Consider the following 15,786-nt stretch of genomic DNA (forward strand, 5'->3'; position numbering starts at 1 on the left):
GGTCCGGTGAAGTGCCTGTGGTTCTCACCACAGGCCGCGGGCGCGGGCCAGCCTGCCCACCGACAGCGCCACCCGCAGCACCAGCGCGTCGCGCGGGTCGTTGGCGTTGCGCCCGGTCAGCTCGGTCGCCCGGCGCAGCCGGTAGCGGACGGTGTTCGGGTGCACGAACAGCTTGCGGGCACAGGCCTCCAGCACCCCGCCCACCTCCAGGAACGCGTCCACCGTCTCCAGCAGCGAGCCGCCCGCGTCCTCCAGCGGCCGGGCGATGCGGTCCACCAGCTGCCACTCCGCCTCCGGGTCGCCCGCCAGCGCCCGCTCGGGCAGCAGGTCCAGCGACCGCACCGGGCGCGGGGCGGCGGGCCAGCCGACCACCGCGCGCAGCCCGGACAGCGCGTCGCCCGCGCTGCGGTGCGCCTCGGCCAGGCTGCCCACCGTGGGCCCGGCCACCACCGGGCCCGCCCCGAACGCCTCGGAGATGCGGCCGAGCACGTCCCCGCCCGACTCCCCGCCCAGCACCACCACCAGCCGCGAGCCCTGCACGCTCAGCAGCACCTGGCGCCCGCTGCGCGCGGCCCGGCTGCGCACCTCGAACACCACCGCGGGCGGGTCGTCCGACGGCGGGTTGCCCACCAGCACGGTCGCCTCGGCGGCCGGGTCCCAGCCCAGCGCGGTGGCGCGGGACAGCAGGGACTCCTCGGCGTCGCCGCGCACGATGCCGTCGACCACCAGCGCCTCCAGCCGGGCGTCCCACGCGCCGCGCGCCTCGGCCGCGGCGGCGTAGGAGGTCGCCGCGGAGAAGGCGATCTCCCGCCCGTAGCGCAGCACGCCCTCGGTGAGCAGCGCGCGCTCGGCCTCGTCGGCGGCCACCTGCGGCAGCCGCTGCTCGAACAGCTCCAGCGCGATGCGCACCAGCTCCACGGTCTGGCGCAGGCTGACCCACCGGGAGATGTCCTTGGGCGCGGACCGGAACGCCTCCGCGGTCAGCTTGATCGCCTGCTGCGGGTCGTGCAGCCAGGAGACGAAGCCGTTGACCCCGCTCTGGATCAGCATCAGCACGCTGGCCCGCTGGTCGGCGGGCATCCGGCGGAACCAGGGCAGCCGCCGCTCCATCTCGGCCACGGCGGCCGCCGCCAGGTCGCCCGAGGCGCGCCGCAGATCGCGCAGGGTGGTCCGGGACAGGGTGGTCCGGGACGAGGCGGCTGAGCTGCTCATACCCCCACCTTCGCACGTCGCCCGGTGGACGACCCGAAGGAGTGACTCAGCCTGAAGCGCGGGCGCGCTCCCCCTAGGTTCGGAGCACCCCGGTCCCGCGAGCCACCTGGAGGAGCCCTTGCGCAGGTACGTGTCAGTCGGACTGGTGGTCGCCGCGGTGGCGGCCACCGCCGCGCCCTCGTCCGCCGACCCGGACCCGCTGGCCGAGTTCCACGGCCAGCAGCTGAGCTGGACGCCGTGCCGGGACGGGCTGGAGTGCGCCACCCTGGTGCTGCCGCTGGACTACCGGCGGCCCCAGGAGGACCGGATCTCGGTCGACATCAGCCGCCGCAAGGCCACCGACCAGGCCCGCCGCCGCGGCATCCTGGTGGTCAACCCCGGCGGGCCGGGCGGCTCCGGCATGAACATGCCGACCCACCTGGCCCGCACCGGCGCCGCCGAGGTCTACGACGTGATCGGGTTCGACCCGCGCGGCGTCGGCGGCTCCACCGCCCTGACCTGCCAGGCGGTGCCGGACCTGGCCACCGCCGACACCCGGCCGACCGACGCCGACTTCCCGAAGTGGGCGGCCGAGGCGCGCGCCGCCGAGGACGCCTGCCGCCGCAGCGCGGGCGGCATCCGGCCGTTCATCAACACCGCCAACACCGCGCGGGACATGGACGTGGTGCGCGCGGTGCTCGGCGAGGAGAAGCTGAACTACCTGGGCTACTCCTACGGCACCTACCTCGGCGCGGTCTACGGCAGCCTGTTCCCGCAGCGGATGGGCCGCAGCGTGCTGGACTCGGCGGTGCACCCGGAGTGGGTGTGGCGCGAGCAGTTCCGCGCCCAGGCGGTGGCCTACCGGCGCAACGTCGAGGTGTGGGCCGCGTGGGCGGCCCAGCACGACGCCGTCTTCGGCCTCGGCGGCACGGCCGCGCAGGTGCTGGACACCGTCGAGGCGGTGGCCGCCGCGCTGGCGGTCAAGCCGGTGGGGGAGCAGACCCGCACGGTGTTCGACGGCTCGGTCGGGGTCGGCGCCCGCTACCGTCCACTGTGGTCGGAGCTGGCGAAGGTGGTCATGCGGCTCAAGGCGGGCGGGCCCGCCGAGACCAGCGAGGCCATGGCGCTGGCGGCCCGCCAGGAGCTGCGCTCCGGGGTCTTCGACACGGTCACCTGCGAGGTGGACTGGCCGACCGACGTGGCCACCTACTTCGAGGACATGCGGATCTTCCGCGAGCGCTACCCGTACGGCTACGGCGTGCTCCGGGCCGCGCCCACCACCTGCGCCTTCCGCTCGTTCACCCCGCCCGAGCCCGCCGTGGAGCTCAAGCGCGACGGCTACCAGGTGGGCGTGGTCGTGCAGGCCGAGGGCGACACCCAGACGCAGTACGAGAGCGGCCCCGCCATGGCCACCCGGCTGAGCCACAACCTGATCACCGTGCTGGACGAGGGCAGGCACGGCCTCTACGGCACCGGCAACCCGTGCGTGGACAAGCTGGTGGACCGCTACCTGGTCGACGGCGTGCTGCCGCCCAGCAGCGCCACCTGCCAGGGCACCCCCCGCCCCGCCCCCACGGCGACGTCCTCCGCCCAGGAGGTCCAGTCCTACCTGGACGGACTGCGCATCGGCGTGGCACCCGGCCCGAACAACGCCGGGTAGTGGCGAACGGCCCTCGCCGCCGCCCCCGGTAGTACTTGCCGACGCGCCAGGGCCGCCTTCCCGACCAGCGTTCGACGGCCGCGCCGGAGGCGCGGCCGTCGAACGCGAGAACGCCCGGCGCGTCGTGCGCGCCGGGCGTTCTCCTCTCCCCGGTCCCCACCGGTCCCTCCACTCTGGACCGTCGCGCGGCGGAGCGCCACGTCAGTCACCCTTTCGTGCCACGGCTTCGGGTTGCCGGGGTGCGGGGGGCGGGAAAGGATCGCCGCGACGGCATCGCGCGGACACCGCCTGGAGGAGTCGTGGGCACGCGGATCACTGACGGGATCGGCCAGGCGTGGACCGCCACGGCGACGTTCGTGCCCAGGCTGGTCGGCTTCCTGCTGGTGCTGCTGGTGGGGTGGCTGGTGGCGGTGGCCGTGGCCAGGCTGGTCGGTTTCCTGCTGCAGCGGGTGGGCTTCGACCGCCTGGTGGACCGGTCCGGGTTGCGCGGCGCGCTGGCGCACGTCCCGGTCGAGCCCAGGGCGTTGCTGGCCAAGCTGGCGCACTACTTCGTCCTGCTGATCGCCCTGCAGCTGGCCTTCGAGCTGTTCGGCGCGGGTGACGTGGTCGGCGCGCTGGTCGCCGCGATCACCGCCTACCTGCCGAGGGTCGCGGTGGCGCTGGTGCTGGTGCTGGTCGCCGCGGCGGTCGCGCGGGCGGTGCGCCGCCTGGTGGCTGGCGCGCTGGGCGGGCGCGCGGGGGCCAGGCCCGCGGCGGTGGCCGCGCACGGCTTCGTGGTGGCGCTGGGCGTGGTCGCGGCGCTGAACCAGCTGGGCATCGCGGCGTCGGTGACCACCCCGCTGCTGATCGCCGTGCTGGCCACGGTGGCGGGGGTGGTGGTCGTCGGGGTCGGTGGCGGCCTGGTGCGCCCGATGCAGCAGCGCTGGGAGGTCTGGCTGGAGCGGGCGGCGGAGGTGGGGCCGCCCCCGAAGCACGCCGAGGCGCCGGGCACGCGGTCCTGGGAGGCCGTGCGGGTGGACGCCACGCCGACTCCGCCGATCGGGTTGCGCATCCCGTCCCGCGACGCCTGACGGCCCTGCGCTGTGCCCCAGGTCACCTCTGGTGGGGGAACAGGTCCGTGCGGGACGATGTTCTGCGGCAGTAGAGACATGCGCTCCGGGGCTCGGTGAAAGTCCGAACCGGCGGTACAGCCCGCGACCCGCCGCCAGGCGGTTGATCCGGTGGAACTCCGGAGCCGACGGTGAAAGTCCGGATGAGAGGCGCGCAGGCGGTCCGCCGCCCCGCCATGCCCTGGAACGGGGATGGAGGACGCGGTGCACGTGTTGTTGGAGCACGGGTTTTCACTGCTCGGGCAGAAGGTGTCGTGGGCCGAGTTCATCGGCCAGGTCGGCGCGCTGGTGGTGGTCTTCTTCGCGCAGCGCCGCTCGATCATCACCTGGCCGGTGCAGTTGGCGTCGGTGGCGCTGCTGTTCGTCGTCTACACCTCGGCCCAGCTGGGCGGCCTCGCGTCGCGGCAGGTGGTGATCGCGGCGATCACGGTGTACGGCTGGTGGGCGTGGACGCGCAGGCGCGATCCCGCGTTCGGCGTCGTGGTGCGCAAGGGCACCCCGCGCGAGCGGCTGGCCGTGGCGGCCGCGTTCGTGGTGGGCACGGTCGCGTTCGCGCTGGTGCTCGACGCGCTGGACGCCTCGTGGGCGCCGTGGCCGGACGCGGCGATCTTCATCGGCACCGTGCTGGCGTTCGCCCTGCAGGGCCTGGGCCTGGTCGAGTTCTGGCTGGTGTGGCTGGTGGTGGACGCGATCGGCGTGCCGCTGCAGATCCAGTCCGGGCTGTGGTTCAGCGCGCTGGTCTACGGCGTGTTCGCGGTGCTGGTCGTGCGCGGCTGGATCGACTGGAACCGGGAGGCCAAGCGCTCGGCGGTGGCCGCCGCCGCTACCGCTCGCTGAGCACGTCCTCGACGTCGGCGGCCAGCCGGTCCAGTTCGGCGTCGACCGACCGGGGGTTGCGCAGGGCGTTGTGCAGCGCCCGCTGCATCACGCCGGTCAGCTCGTCGTAGCGCTTGGACTGGGGGCGGTTGCGGGCGTTCTCCACGCTCGCCCGCAACACCCCCAGGTGCGGCAGCCGCGCGTTGAGCTCCGGCTCCTGGTACAGCGACCGCAGGGTGGGCGGGAAACCCGCCTGCTCGGCCAGCTCGCGCTGGCTGGCCTCGGAGGTCAGGAACCGGACGAAGGCCCGCGCGGTGGCCTGCCGGGTCGAGCACCGGGACACGGCCAGGTTCCAGCCGCCCAGCGCGCTGACACCGGGCCGCGCGTCGACGCCGGGCAGCGCGGTGACGGCGAACCCGTCCCGCACCGGCGAGTCCGGCGCGGCGAACAGCTGGCGCGTGTAGGGCCAGTTGCGCATGAACAGCACCCGTCCCTCGCGGAACTCCCTGATCCCCTCCTGCTCGCTGTAGTCCAGCGCCTCGCGCGGTATCCAGCCCTGCTCGACGCCCTCGGCGAGCATCCGCACCCCGGCCTTGGCCTGCGGCGAGGCCAGGTCCCGCGCGTCGCCGCCGTGGGCCCACACCGCCTCCAGCGCGTTCACGACCAGCCCCTCGAACTGCTGGAACTGGCCCACGTACCCGGCCAGGCCGTGCTTCGGGGCGACCGCGCGGGCCTGCGCGGCCAGCTCCTCCCAGGTCCGGGGCGGCTCCAGCCCTTCCCGCGCCAGCACGTCGGCGCGGTAGTAGAGCAGCCCGGCGTCGGCCCGCCATGGCACCGCCCACGTCCGGCCCCCCGCGCGCACCGACTCCACCGCCGACGGCAGGAACCGGTCGTTGTCGAACCCGGCGTCGAACTCGGCCGGGTCCAGCGGCTCCAGGAAGCCCGCGTCGGCGAACTCGGCGGTCCACACCACGTCCAGGGTGACCACGTCGTAGCACTGCGACTGGTACTGGCCGCCGCGGCCGGCCGCCAGGTCCTGCGCCCTGGAGGTGAGCTGGGCCCGGTAGGCGTCGGTGGCCGTGGGCATCCGGACGAACGTCACCTGCTCGCGCGAGCTGCTGCGCGCGTTCCACTGCTCGACCAGGTCGGCGATCCGCTGCCCGGCGGAGCTGTCGGAGCTGTCCACGAAGGTGATCGGCCCGGTGCCATCGCTCTCCGGGTCGTGCTGCGGCCCCGCGCAGCCCGCCGCCACGACCACCGCCACCACCGCCAGTGCGGTCCTCACGCGCGTCATCGGCTCCCCCACAACCCGCCCGCCACGCGGTCCAGCGCGACTCGGACGTCGTGCTCGGTGCTGTCGAAGCAAGTGCCGCCGTAGGCGGCTCTGATCGCGCCCAGCTGGGTCACCGCCGAGCAGGAGCCCGCGGTGAAGCCGACGCCGTGCACCCGCACCGGCGGGCCGCGCACGGGCTCCAGCGGTTCCGAGACCGGCCGGGGCCGCTCGACGAGCACGACGACCGGGACGCCCGCGCCGCGCTCGGCCACCGCCTCGGCCACCGCCGAGGGCAGCCGGTCGGCGGAGAACTCCCGCCGGCGCACCTCGCCCCGCCCGCCGACCAGGTCCTCCAGCCGGTCGGCCAGCTCCGCCGCCTTCGCCGAGCCGTCCACCGCGAGCACCACGTCCACCGCGCGGCGCGCGGACTCCCACGCCTCGCGCACCGCCGCCACGTCCACCGCCGCGTCGAGCTGGGCGGGTTTGTCCGGCCGGACGTCCTCGCGCCACGGCGGCACCCAGTTCAGGTCCCGGAAGCCCTCCCAGCGGAACGTGCCCTGCGCCGAGGGCGCGCGCAGGTAGTCCAGGAAGCGGCCGACCACGGCCTGCCTGCGCTCGTTGGGCGGGGTGCTGGTCCGCCGCACCTCGACGAACGGGTGGTCCAGGTGCAGCGTGCCCTCCGACGGGTAGAGCACCTTCAGGCACGGGTGGTCCTTGAGCACGGCCTTCTCCGAGGCCAGCACCATCCGGTCGGCCGAGGGGCAGGCGGGGGCGGGTTCCCCGGCGGTGCGCAGGGCGATCTCGCGCAGCCTGCGCGGCACGTCGTCGCCCGTCAGCGCGGCGGTGTTCGCACCACCCAGCGCGGTGTGCACCAGCGCGGCCGCGGCCGCCGCGCCCGCGCCGGTGCTCCGGGCGTCCACCCCGGCCAGCGGCAGCCGGGCGTTGGGCACGTCGCGCCAGCGGAACTCCTGGTTGGGCCACCCCGACCACTCCGCCGCGGGCACGCCCAGCACCAGCGGCGAATAGGCCACCGGGCCGCGGTCGGCCAGCCGGACGTCGCGGTCGTCGGCCCGCAGCGCCGCGGCCACCTCCGCCACCTCCCAGGAGGTGTCCGGCAGCCACACGTGCGGCTCCGGCCCCCGCGCGGCCAGGTCCTGGTCCGGCCAGCCCCGGCTCAGCGCCCGCACCACCTCGTGCGCCGACCCGTCCACCCCGACGTGCACGTTGACCAGGCGGCAGCGCTCGTCGCCGTCGACCCCGCGCGAGTCCCGCTCGAAGTCCACCGCCAGCCCGCGCAGCGCGGTGGCCTTCTCCGCCGAGGTGAGCACGTTGAGCTGCACCGGGGCCGGACATGGCGGCACGGCGGGCGGCACGGCCAGCAGCGCGTCACCGGGCAGCAGGAGGACCAGCAGCAGCACCAGCAGGACGGCCGACCGCTTCGGGCGCGGCAACCGCGACCACCACGGCGGCCCGGCGGGCTCCGCCCGCGCCGGGCTGCCGTACAGCCGCAGCCACGCCGCGGTGTGCACCTCCTTGTGGTCCACCTCGACCCGGTGGTACAGCTCCGGCTCGCACGCGGGCTCGTCGCGGATCACGTCGTCGAAGAACCGCTCCGACACCACCAGCCCCAGCACCGCCCCGGAGCGGGCCAGCTCGGCGCGCAGCGGCGCGGAGTCCAGCAGTCGGAACGCCAGCACCAGCTCCGCGCCCACCGCGCCGTTGCCGTCGTGCGCCACGTCGCCCGCGGTGACCGCGGCGCGCAGCTGGATGCGCGCCTGCGGCACCAGCATGGCGTTGTACCGGCGCAGCTCGCCGTCGAGCAGGTGCAGCAGCGCGCTGACCACCCGGCGCTTGGCGACCCCCGGCGGCAGCAGCACGAACAGCCCGTCCCCGCGGTCCTCCCGGTAGGTGCCGGGCCAGTCGCCGCCCCAGGGGATGCCGCACTCGTCGAACGCGTGCTCCAGCGCGCTGTACAGGCCGCGCCGGATGACGTCCTGCTGGGGCCTGCTGCGCTCGCCGAACGCGACCACGTCGACCGCGACGATGGTGCGGTGCACCGCAGGCTGAGGCGTCCCCATTGATCCCCTCGTCGGACGCGGAGTCTTGTCCGATTCTATGGGGTGGATCACACGGACCGGGGCGGAATGAGCACGGGGCGCTTCCCCCGTGTGGGGGAAACGCCCCGTGCCGGACCTCCGTCAGGTCCTCCGTCCGCGCCCCTGGATCAGGCCAGGCCCGCGTCCGAGGTGGACGGGCCCGCCGCGCTCACGTCGTCGATGCGGTACTTGCGGGCCGCCTCGACCACCTTGGACCGGTCGACCTCGCCGCGCCGCGCCAGCGCCGCCAGCGTGGCCACCACGATCGACTCGGTGTCGACCAGGAAGTGCCGCCGCGCCGCCGGGCGGGTGTCGGAGAAGCCGAACCCGTCGGTGCCCAGGGTCGTCATGTCGGTGGGCACGTACGGCCGGATCAGGTCCGGCACCGCCGTCATCCAGTCCGACACCGCCACCACCGGGCCGGGCGCGCCGGACAGCGCCTGCGTCACGTACGGCACGCGCGGCTCCTGGTCGGGGTGCAGCAGGTTGTGCCGGTCCACCTCGACCGCCTCGCGGCGCAGCTCCGAGTACGAGGTGGCCGACCACACGTCGACCTGCACGCCCCACTCCTCGGCGAGCACCTCCTGCGCCTTGACCGCCCACGGCATGGCCACGCCGGAGGCCAGCAGCTGCGCGCGCGGACCGTCCTGCCCCCGCGCGGGCTGGTACCGGTACAGGCCCTTGAGCAGACCGTCCACGTCGAGCTCGGCGGGCTCGGCGGGCTGCTGGTAGGGCTCGTTGTAGACGGTCATGTAGTAGAAGACGTTCTCGGCGTTCTCGCCGTACATCCGCCGCAGGCCGTCCTTGACGATGTGCGCCACCTCGAACGACCACGCCGGGTCGTACACCACCGCCGCCGGGTTGGTGTGCGCCAGCAGGATCGAGTGGCCGTCCGCGTGCTGCAGGCCCTCACCGGTCAGCGTGGTGCGGCCCGCCGTGGCGCCCAGCACGAAGCCGCGCGCCATCTGGTCCGCCGCCGCCCACAGGCCGTCGCCGGTGCGCTGGAACCCGAACATCGAGTAGAAGATGTAGATCGGGATCATCGGCTCGCCGTGCGTGGCGTAGGACGTGCCCGCCGCGGTGAACGAGGCCGTGGAGCCCGCCTCGTTGATGCCCTCGTGCAGGATCTGGCCCTGCTCGGACTCCTTGTACGCCAGCATCAGCTGGGCGTCCACGGAGGTGTAGAGCTGCCCGTTGGGGTTGTAGATCTTCTGCGCCGGGAACATCGAGTCCATGCCGAACGTGCGCGCCTCGTCCGGGATGATCGGCACGATGCGCGGCCCGATCTCCGGGTCCTTGGCCAGGTCGCGGACCAGCCGGACGAACGCCATCGTGGTGGCGACCTCCTGCTTGCCCGAGCCCTTGCGGATCACGTCGTAGACCTTGTCGCCGGGCAGCACCAGCGCCTTGGACTTGGCCCGCCGCTCCGGCACGTACCCGCCCAGCTGCTTGCGCCGCTCCTGCAGGTACCGGATCTCCGGGGCGTCGGGGCCGGGGTGGTAGTACGGCGGCAGGTACGGGTCGAGCTGGTCGTCGGGGATCGGGATGCGCAGGCTGTCCCGGAAGAGCTTGAGGTCCTCCAGGGTCATCTTCTTCATCTGGTGCGTGGCGTTGCGCGCCGCGAAGTGCGGGCCCAGGCCGTAGCCCTTGATGGTCTTGGCCAGGATGACCGTCGGCTGCCCGTGGTGCTCCACGGCCGCCTTGTAGGCCGCGTAGACCTTGCGGTAGTCGTGGCCGCCGCGCTTGAGGTTCCACACCTCGTCGTCGGTCATGTTCGCCACGAGGTCCTTCGTGCGCGGGTCGCGCCCGAAGAAGTGCTCCTTGACGTACGCGCCGTCGTTGGCCTTGTAGGTCTGGTAGTCGCCGTCGGGCGTGGTGTTCATCAGGTTGACCAGCGCGCCGTCGCGGTCGGCGTGCAGCAGCGCGTCCCACTCCCGGCCCCAGATGACCTTGATGACGTTCCAGCCCGCGCCGCGGAAGAACGACTCCAGCTCCTGGATGATCTTGCCGTTGCCGCGCACCGGGCCGTCCAGGCGCTGCAGGTTGCAGTTGACCACGAAGGTCAGGTTGTCCAGCTGCTCGTTGGCGGCCAGCTGGAGCAGGCCGCGCGACTCCGGCTCGTCCATCTCGCCGTCGCCGAGGAACGCCCACACGTGCTGGTCGGAGGTGTCCTTGATGCCGCGGTCGTGCAGGTAGCGGTTGAACCGCGCCTGGTAGATCGCGTTCATCGGGCCGAGGCCCATGGAGACGGTCGGGAACTCCCAGAAGTCCGGCATCAGCCGCGGGTGCGGGTAGGACGGCAGGCCGCCGCCGGGGCCCGCGTGCGAGAGCTCCTGGCGGAAGCCGTCGAGCTGGTCGGCGGTCAGCCTGCCCTCCAGGAACGCGCGCGCGTACACGCCGGGGGAGGCGTGGCCCTGGATGAACACGTGGTCGCCGCCGCCGGGGTGGTCCTTGCCCCGGAAGAAGTGGTTGAAGCCCACCTCGTAGAGGCTGGCGCTGGAGGCGTAGGTCGAGATGTGGCCGCCGACGCTCACCCCCGGCCGCTGGGCGCGGTGCACGGTGATCGCCGCGTTCCAGCGGATCCAGGCGCGGTAGCGGCGCTCCACCTCCTCGTCACCGGGGAACCAGGGCTCCCGCTCGGTGGGGATGGTGTTGACGTAGTCGGTGCTGGTCAGCGACGGCACCCCGACGTGGCTCTCCCTGGCGCGCTCCAGAAGGCGCAGCATCAGGTAGCGGGCGCGCTGCTGCCCGCCGCCCTTGAGCGCGGCGTCGAACGACTCCAGCCACTCCGCGGTCTCCTCCGGGTCGATGTCCGGGAGGTGGGCGGCCAAGCCGTCACGGATGACGCGCACCCGCTCGGGAGTGGTGCCGTTGTTCTGCGGGGCCAAGGGATCTCCTCGTTCCTGGGTTCTCTAGCTCCATCGTTGCCCGCCGGACACCTTCCCGTCACCACTACCGGTCGGTAGTTCTGGATCGTGTCCATCGCGCGCGCGCGAATAGGAGGTATGTAGAGCCTGCCTCATCGGGGTAGGGGAGCGCATCCCGGGGTACCCGATGCGGCGTGTCCTGCCCCTTACGGTTGCGCGTGGCACGGGTGACAGTGTTCGCTAACCGCGACTGGTAGGAGACACCGCGCGGCAGTCGACCCCCGGCTGCCGCTTGTTGCATACTTGGAGGAGTGGAAACCGTGGTCGCCGCGGAAGACGCCGGCAAGGTCGGCGTCGCCGACAGGCTCGGGATCGAACCGGGCATCGTGGTCCAGGAGATCGGCTGGGACGAGGACGTCGACGACGACCTGCGCGCCGCGGTCGAGGAGCGGATCGGCAGCGATCTGCTCGACGAGGACGACGATGAAGTCGTGGACGTGGTCCTGCTGTGGTGGCGTGAGGACGACGGTGACCTGGTGGACGCCCTGATCAACGCGACCTCGCCGCTGGCGGAGAACGGCGTGATCTGGGTGCTGACCCCGAAGACGGGGCGGCCGGGGCACGTCGAGCCCAGCGACATCGCCGAGGCGGTGCCCACCGCGGGCCTGGCGCTGACCTCCAACATCAGCGTGGGCGACGACTGGACCGGCATCCGCCTGGTCTCGCCGAAGAACGCGAAGTCCAAGCGCTAGGCATGGCGGTGGGAGTCGGCGGGCCCGCCCCGGACTTCACCCTGGAGGACGTCCACCGGCGGCCCGTCGCGCTGTCGTCGTTCCGCGGCGAGCGCAACGTGCTGCTGGTGTTCTTCCCGTTCGCGTTCAGCGGCACGTGCACCGGCGAACTGGGCCGGGTGCGCGACGAGATCGCCGTCTACGATGACGGGAACGTCCAGGTGCTCGGGGTCTCGGTGGACACGCCGTACAGCCTCAAGGTCTGGTCGGAGCAGCAGGGGTTCCCGTTCCCGCTGCTGTCGGACTTCTGGCCGCACGGTGAGGTGGCCAGGGCCTACGGCGCGTTCCACGAGCGCGCCGGGGTGGCGACGCGGGGGACGTTCCTGGTCGACACCGGGGGCGTGGTCCGGTTCGCCGAGGTCCGCGGTCCCGGTGAGCCGCGGGACCAGGAGACGTGGAAGAGGGCCGTGGCGGCACTGCGGGGGTAGCCCGCCCGCCGGGGCCCGCCCGACGGGCGCGTAGCTCAGTGGAAGAGCACTCGGTTTACACCCGAGCGGTCGCAGGTTCGAATCCTGCCGCGCCCACCACCCACCCCGTCACGAAAATGTTCCGAACTATTCGCCCGTGGTTTCGAACCATTGATTCCAAATTCCACGAAGAATGGTCGGAGTAGCTCGAACGGGGGTTGCGTTGCTCCGGCGCAACGGTGATTCTGTGGGGCATGAGTCACCTGGAGCTCCATCTCAAGCTCCCGCCCGACTTGCCCCCGCAGCACTACGACGGCATTCGGCACGCCGTGGCCAGCCTGCTGGAGCTGTGGGGCGTTCCGGGCGTGTGCCCGCTGCTGATCGGCGTGGTCGGGCAGGTGTGCGTCTGCGAGGCGGAGCTGGAGCGCTGCGGTTAGCCGACCGGGAGTGACGCCCGTCACTTCTGAAATGCGGTGATCAGTCCAGGTCATTTCCACCGCTGAATAGCGCACGATCGTGGTATTGCCCTCGCGTGCGCGTGACGGCAATGCTGGGGCGCATGGATCGTCCGGAGCTGCGGGTGGAACTCCCCTCCGGGCTGCCCGACAGCCGCTATGCCGACATCGCCCGCGCCGTGTCGAGCCTGCTGGAGTTGTGGGACGTCCCCGAAGCCTGCCCGGAACTGGTCGACCTGGTCGACCTGGTCGAGGGCGGTTCCCAGGGCGATAGCCTGCGCGCGTGGATCAACCGGGTGTCGGCTCCAGGGTTCTGATCGCCATCATCGGCTTGGTGGTGGCCGGCCTTTGTGTGGCCGTTGTACTCGCCACCCTGGCGGTCCTGGACGACACCGACGACCGGTCGTCGCCGTTCACCGCCGCGCTTCGCGCGCCGACGTCTCAAATGGTGCGGATCGCCGAACTCGCTGAGCGCGTCGTAGCGCCGTCACCGATCGGGGCGAGGAACCGCGTTCCCACGTCGACCGGTGGTCACTTGCGGCATTCGGCCCGTTAGGGGACGACGGTTCACCCCCTAATCCGTCAACCCCCTAGGCGATCGGCATCACACATCGTAATGTTGCGCCATGTCGCCCAGGACGGTCACCGCGGTGGTCGGCGCGGCCTTTCTGCTCGCCGGTTTGTTGATCATGCTCCTGCCGCTGGAAACCGATTCCCCCTCGGGGCTTTCCGTGTCCTGCGGCAACAGCGTGGGCATGGGGTACGACGACATCGAGCTGGAAGCCGAGTCCGAAGCATTGCCCGAAATCTGCGGAGAACTGCGCGCCGAGCGGCTCGCCTGGGCGGCGCCGGTGGCGGTGCTCGGCCTGCTGCTCCTGGCAGGCGGAGCGATCGCCCGACGCCGCTCCGCCTCCTAGTCCACCCCGCGAGTCGAACCCCCGGACACCCCGAACTCCGCGTTCGCGCACGTCGGGTAGTAGTTACCGGCCCTCCCGGCCCCGTCGGGTAGTACTTGCCGAGGCATCGGGTGCGGGTGGGCGGTGTTCGGCACGCCGTGCTACTCGCTGGTAGCTTCCGGGGCATGACGTGGATGGTCTACGGCGCCAACGGCTACACCGGCGCGCTCGTGGCCGAGCGCGCCGTGGCGGCGGGGGAGCGGCCGGTGCTGGCGGGCCGCTCCCGCGACAAGCTCGAACCCCTGGCGCGCGAGCTGGGCCTGGAGCACCGCGCGTTCGACTTGCGGGACGCCGCCGAGCACCTGCGCGACATCGACGCCGTGGCGCACTGCGCGGGCCCGTTCTCCGCCACCTCCGCCCCGATGGTGCGCGCCTGCCTGGACACGCGCACCCACTACGTCGACATCACCGGCGAGATCGACGTCTTCGAAGCCGTCGCGCGCCGCCACGACGACGCGGTGGCCGCCGGGGTCGTGCTGCTGCCCGGTGCCGGTTTCGACGTCGTGCCGACCGACTGCCTGGCCGCGCTGCTGCACCGGGCCCTGCCCTCGGCCACGCACCTGGACCTGGCCTTCGTCGTCGGCGGCGGGGCCAGCGCGGGCACCGCGCGGACCGCCCTGGAAGGAGCCGGGAGCGGTGGCAGGGCCCGCGTGGACGGCGAGATCCGCGCCGTGCCGGTGGGGCACCGCAAGCGGGTGGCGGGGTTCCGGTCGGGGCCGCGCGAGGTGGTCGCCATCCCGTGGGGCGACGTGAGCACCGCCTACCGCTCCACCGGCATCCCGAACATCACCACGTTCACCGCGCTGCCCGGTTTCGCGGCCGTCGCGCAGGGCGCGCTGGCGCCCCTGCTGCGCCTGCCACCGGTGCGGGCGCTGGGCAAGGCCCTGCTGGGACGGGTGGTCGGCGGTCCCGGCGCGAGCACCCGCGCCAAGACCCGCGCCGAGGTCTGGGGCGAGGTCCGCGACGATCGCGGCAACCGCGTGCAGGCGGCGCTGACCTGCCCCAACCCCTACAGCCTCACGGCGGACTCGGTGGTCCGCGCGATCACCGCGCTGACCCGCGGGCCGGACCGGGTCGAACCCGGCTGCCACACGCCGTCCAGCGCCTTCGGCGCGCACTACGCGCTGGAGCTGGACGGCGTGGTGCTCAGCGAGCCGAGAGCAGCGACGTGACCTCCTGCGCCGCGCCGCCCGCCTCCAGCAGGTGCCGCAGGTTCTCCGGCAGCGCGTCGCCGCGCTTGGTCACCGCCTGGGCGTAGAGCCGCCCCGCGCGGTAGGACGAGCGCACCAGGGGGCCCGCCATCACGCCGCTGAAGCCGATCGACTCGGCGGTCTCCTTGTGCACCAGGAACTCCTCCGGCTTCACCCAGCGCTCGACCGGGTGGTGCCGCGGCGAGGGCCGCAGGTACTGCGTGATGGTGATGATCTCGCAGCCCGCCCCGTGCAGGTCGCGCAGCGCGGCGGTGACCTCCTCCGGCGTCTCGCCCATGCCCAGGATCAGGTTGGACTTGGTCACCAGGCCCGCCTCGCGGGCGCGCGTGATGACCTCCAGCGACCGCTCGTAGCGGAACGCGGGCCGGATGCGCTTGAAGATCCGCGGCACGGTCTCCAGGTTGTGCGCCAGCACCTCGGGCCGGGAGTCGAACACCTCGGCCAGCTGCTCGGGCACCGCGTTGAAGTCCGGGATCAGCAGCTCGACGCCCGTGCCGGGGTTGAGCGCGTGGATCTGGCGGACCGTCTCGGCGTACAGCCACGCGCCGCCGTCGGGCAGGTCGTCGCGGGCCACGCCGGTCACCGTCGAGTAGCGCAGGCCCATCGCCTGCACCGACTCGGCGACCCGGCGCGGCTCGTCGCGGTCCAGGTCGGCGGGCTTGCCCGTGTCGATCTGGCAGAAGTCGCAGCGGCGGGTGCACTGCTCACCGCCGATGAGGAACGTCGCCTCGCGGTCCTCCCAGCACTCGTAGATGTTGGGACAGCCCGCCTCCTCGCACACCGTGTGCAGGCCCTCGCGTTTGACCAGGCCCTTGAGCTCCCGGTACTCGGGACCCATCTTCGCCTTGGTCTTGATCCAGGAGGGCTTCTTCTCGATGGGCGTTTGGCTGTTGCGCACTTCCAGGCGCAGCAGCTTCCGACCCTCAGGTACGACGGTCACGGGTCAACACTACG

Annotated in this window: 15 protein-coding genes, 1 tRNA gene and 1 riboswitch; of the genes, 11 read left to right on the forward strand and 5 right to left on the reverse strand. The window is 73.0% G+C overall.

Features of this window, described 5'->3' with window-relative positions; translation table 11 throughout:
* Positions 1 to 24 precede the first annotated feature (24 nt).
* Positions 25 to 1,212 carry a PucR family transcriptional regulator gene (locus JOF41_RS02620; protein ID WP_189221993.1) on the reverse strand — a complete coding sequence of 396 codons (1,188 nt, stop codon included), beginning with the start codon at positions 1,210 to 1,212 and terminating at the stop codon, positions 25 to 27.
* 118 nt (positions 1,213 to 1,330) lie between these two features.
* Here JOF41_RS02620 and JOF41_RS02625 point away from each other — a divergent pair, with 118 nt between their 5' ends.
* The 3 genes from JOF41_RS02625 to pnuC all read left to right on the forward strand — a co-directional run bounded on the left by JOF41_RS02625 (position 1,331) and on the right by pnuC (position 4,797).
* Positions 1,331 to 2,851, forward strand: a complete 1,521-nt coding sequence (locus JOF41_RS02625) for an alpha/beta fold hydrolase (protein WP_244989491.1) — start codon at positions 1,331 to 1,333, stop codon at positions 2,849 to 2,851.
* Positions 2,852 to 3,150: 299 nt separating this feature from the next.
* Positions 3,151 to 3,921 (forward strand): mechanosensitive ion channel family protein, encoded by a 771-nt coding sequence (locus tag JOF41_RS37605; protein ID WP_209615839.1) that lies wholly within the window; start codon positions 3,151 to 3,153, stop codon positions 3,919 to 3,921.
* A 77-nt stretch (positions 3,922 to 3,998) separates the two neighbouring features.
* Positions 3,999 to 4,119, forward strand: a riboswitch (FMN riboswitch).
* A 45-nt stretch (positions 4,120 to 4,164) separates the two neighbouring features.
* Positions 4,165 to 4,797, forward strand: coding sequence for a nicotinamide riboside transporter PnuC (gene pnuC, locus JOF41_RS02635; RefSeq protein WP_189221991.1), 633 nt, complete (start codon positions 4,165 to 4,167; stop codon positions 4,795 to 4,797).
* On the opposite strand, the gene JOF41_RS02640 is transcribed toward pnuC, so the two are convergent.
* The 3 genes from JOF41_RS02640 to aceE form a co-directional block, all read right to left on the reverse strand.
* Positions 4,784 to 6,070, reverse strand: coding sequence for an ABC transporter substrate-binding protein (locus JOF41_RS02640; RefSeq protein WP_209615842.1), 1,287 nt, complete (start codon positions 6,068 to 6,070; stop codon positions 4,784 to 4,786). The two genes, pnuC and JOF41_RS02640, sit on opposite strands and share 14 nt — an antisense overlap.
* Entirely contained in the window at positions 6,067 to 8,127 is a 2,061-nt protein-coding gene (locus tag JOF41_RS02645) for a substrate-binding domain-containing protein (RefSeq protein ID WP_209615845.1), read from the reverse strand. Before JOF41_RS02645 ends, JOF41_RS02640 begins: the two co-directional genes overlap by 4 nt.
* Before the next feature lie 146 nt (positions 8,128 to 8,273).
* On the reverse strand, positions 8,274 to 11,033 hold the full coding sequence (gene aceE, locus JOF41_RS02650; RefSeq protein WP_209615848.1) for a pyruvate dehydrogenase (acetyl-transferring), homodimeric type: 2,760 nt from the start codon (positions 11,031 to 11,033) through the stop codon (positions 8,274 to 8,276).
* A gap of 299 nt (positions 11,034 to 11,332) precedes the next feature.
* Between aceE and JOF41_RS02655 the strand changes: the two genes are divergently transcribed.
* The 8 genes from JOF41_RS02655 to JOF41_RS02690 all read left to right on the forward strand — a co-directional run bounded on the left by JOF41_RS02655 (position 11,333) and on the right by JOF41_RS02690 (position 14,793).
* Positions 11,333 to 11,764, forward strand: coding sequence for a DUF3052 domain-containing protein (locus JOF41_RS02655; protein ID WP_189221987.1), 432 nt, complete (start codon positions 11,333 to 11,335; stop codon positions 11,762 to 11,764).
* A 2-nt stretch (positions 11,765 to 11,766) separates the two neighbouring features.
* Positions 11,767 to 12,231, forward strand: coding sequence for a peroxiredoxin (locus JOF41_RS02660; RefSeq protein ID WP_209615851.1), 465 nt, complete (start codon positions 11,767 to 11,769; stop codon positions 12,229 to 12,231).
* Between the two features lie 24 nt (positions 12,232 to 12,255).
* Positions 12,256 to 12,330: transfer RNA gene (locus JOF41_RS02665), tRNA-Val, on the forward strand.
* A 134-nt stretch (positions 12,331 to 12,464) separates the two neighbouring features.
* A complete protein-coding gene (locus JOF41_RS02670; protein ID WP_189221985.1) occupies positions 12,465 to 12,647 on the forward strand; it encodes a hypothetical protein in 183 nt (60 codons plus the stop codon).
* Between the two features lie 122 nt (positions 12,648 to 12,769).
* Entirely contained in the window at positions 12,770 to 12,982 is a 213-nt protein-coding gene (locus JOF41_RS02675) for a hypothetical protein (protein ID WP_209615853.1), read from the forward strand.
* On the forward strand, positions 12,949 to 13,221 hold the full coding sequence (locus tag JOF41_RS02680; RefSeq protein ID WP_209615856.1) for a hypothetical protein: 273 nt from the start codon (positions 12,949 to 12,951) through the stop codon (positions 13,219 to 13,221). The genes JOF41_RS02675 and JOF41_RS02680 overlap by 34 nt, the downstream gene beginning before the upstream one ends.
* A gap of 70 nt (positions 13,222 to 13,291) precedes the next feature.
* The gene (locus JOF41_RS02685) at positions 13,292 to 13,582 is read left to right on the forward strand and encodes a hypothetical protein (protein WP_209615859.1); all 291 of its coding nucleotides are present in this window, start codon (positions 13,292 to 13,294) and stop codon (positions 13,580 to 13,582) included.
* Positions 13,583 to 13,746: 164 nt separating this feature from the next.
* Positions 13,747 to 14,793, forward strand: a complete 1,047-nt coding sequence (locus JOF41_RS02690; protein WP_209615862.1) for a saccharopine dehydrogenase family protein — start codon at positions 13,747 to 13,749, stop codon at positions 14,791 to 14,793.
* Here the strand turns inward: JOF41_RS02690 and lipA are convergent.
* On the reverse strand, positions 14,768 to 15,772 hold the full coding sequence (gene lipA / locus JOF41_RS02695) for a lipoyl synthase (RefSeq protein WP_189221980.1): 1,005 nt from the start codon (positions 15,770 to 15,772) through the stop codon (positions 14,768 to 14,770). The two genes, JOF41_RS02690 and lipA, sit on opposite strands and share 26 nt — an antisense overlap.
* Positions 15,773 to 15,786 lie beyond the last annotated feature (14 nt).

It is taken from the genome of Saccharothrix coeruleofusca, assembly GCF_017876325.1.
Lineage (GTDB): Bacteria > Actinomycetota > Actinomycetes > Mycobacteriales > Pseudonocardiaceae > Actinosynnema > Actinosynnema coeruleofuscum.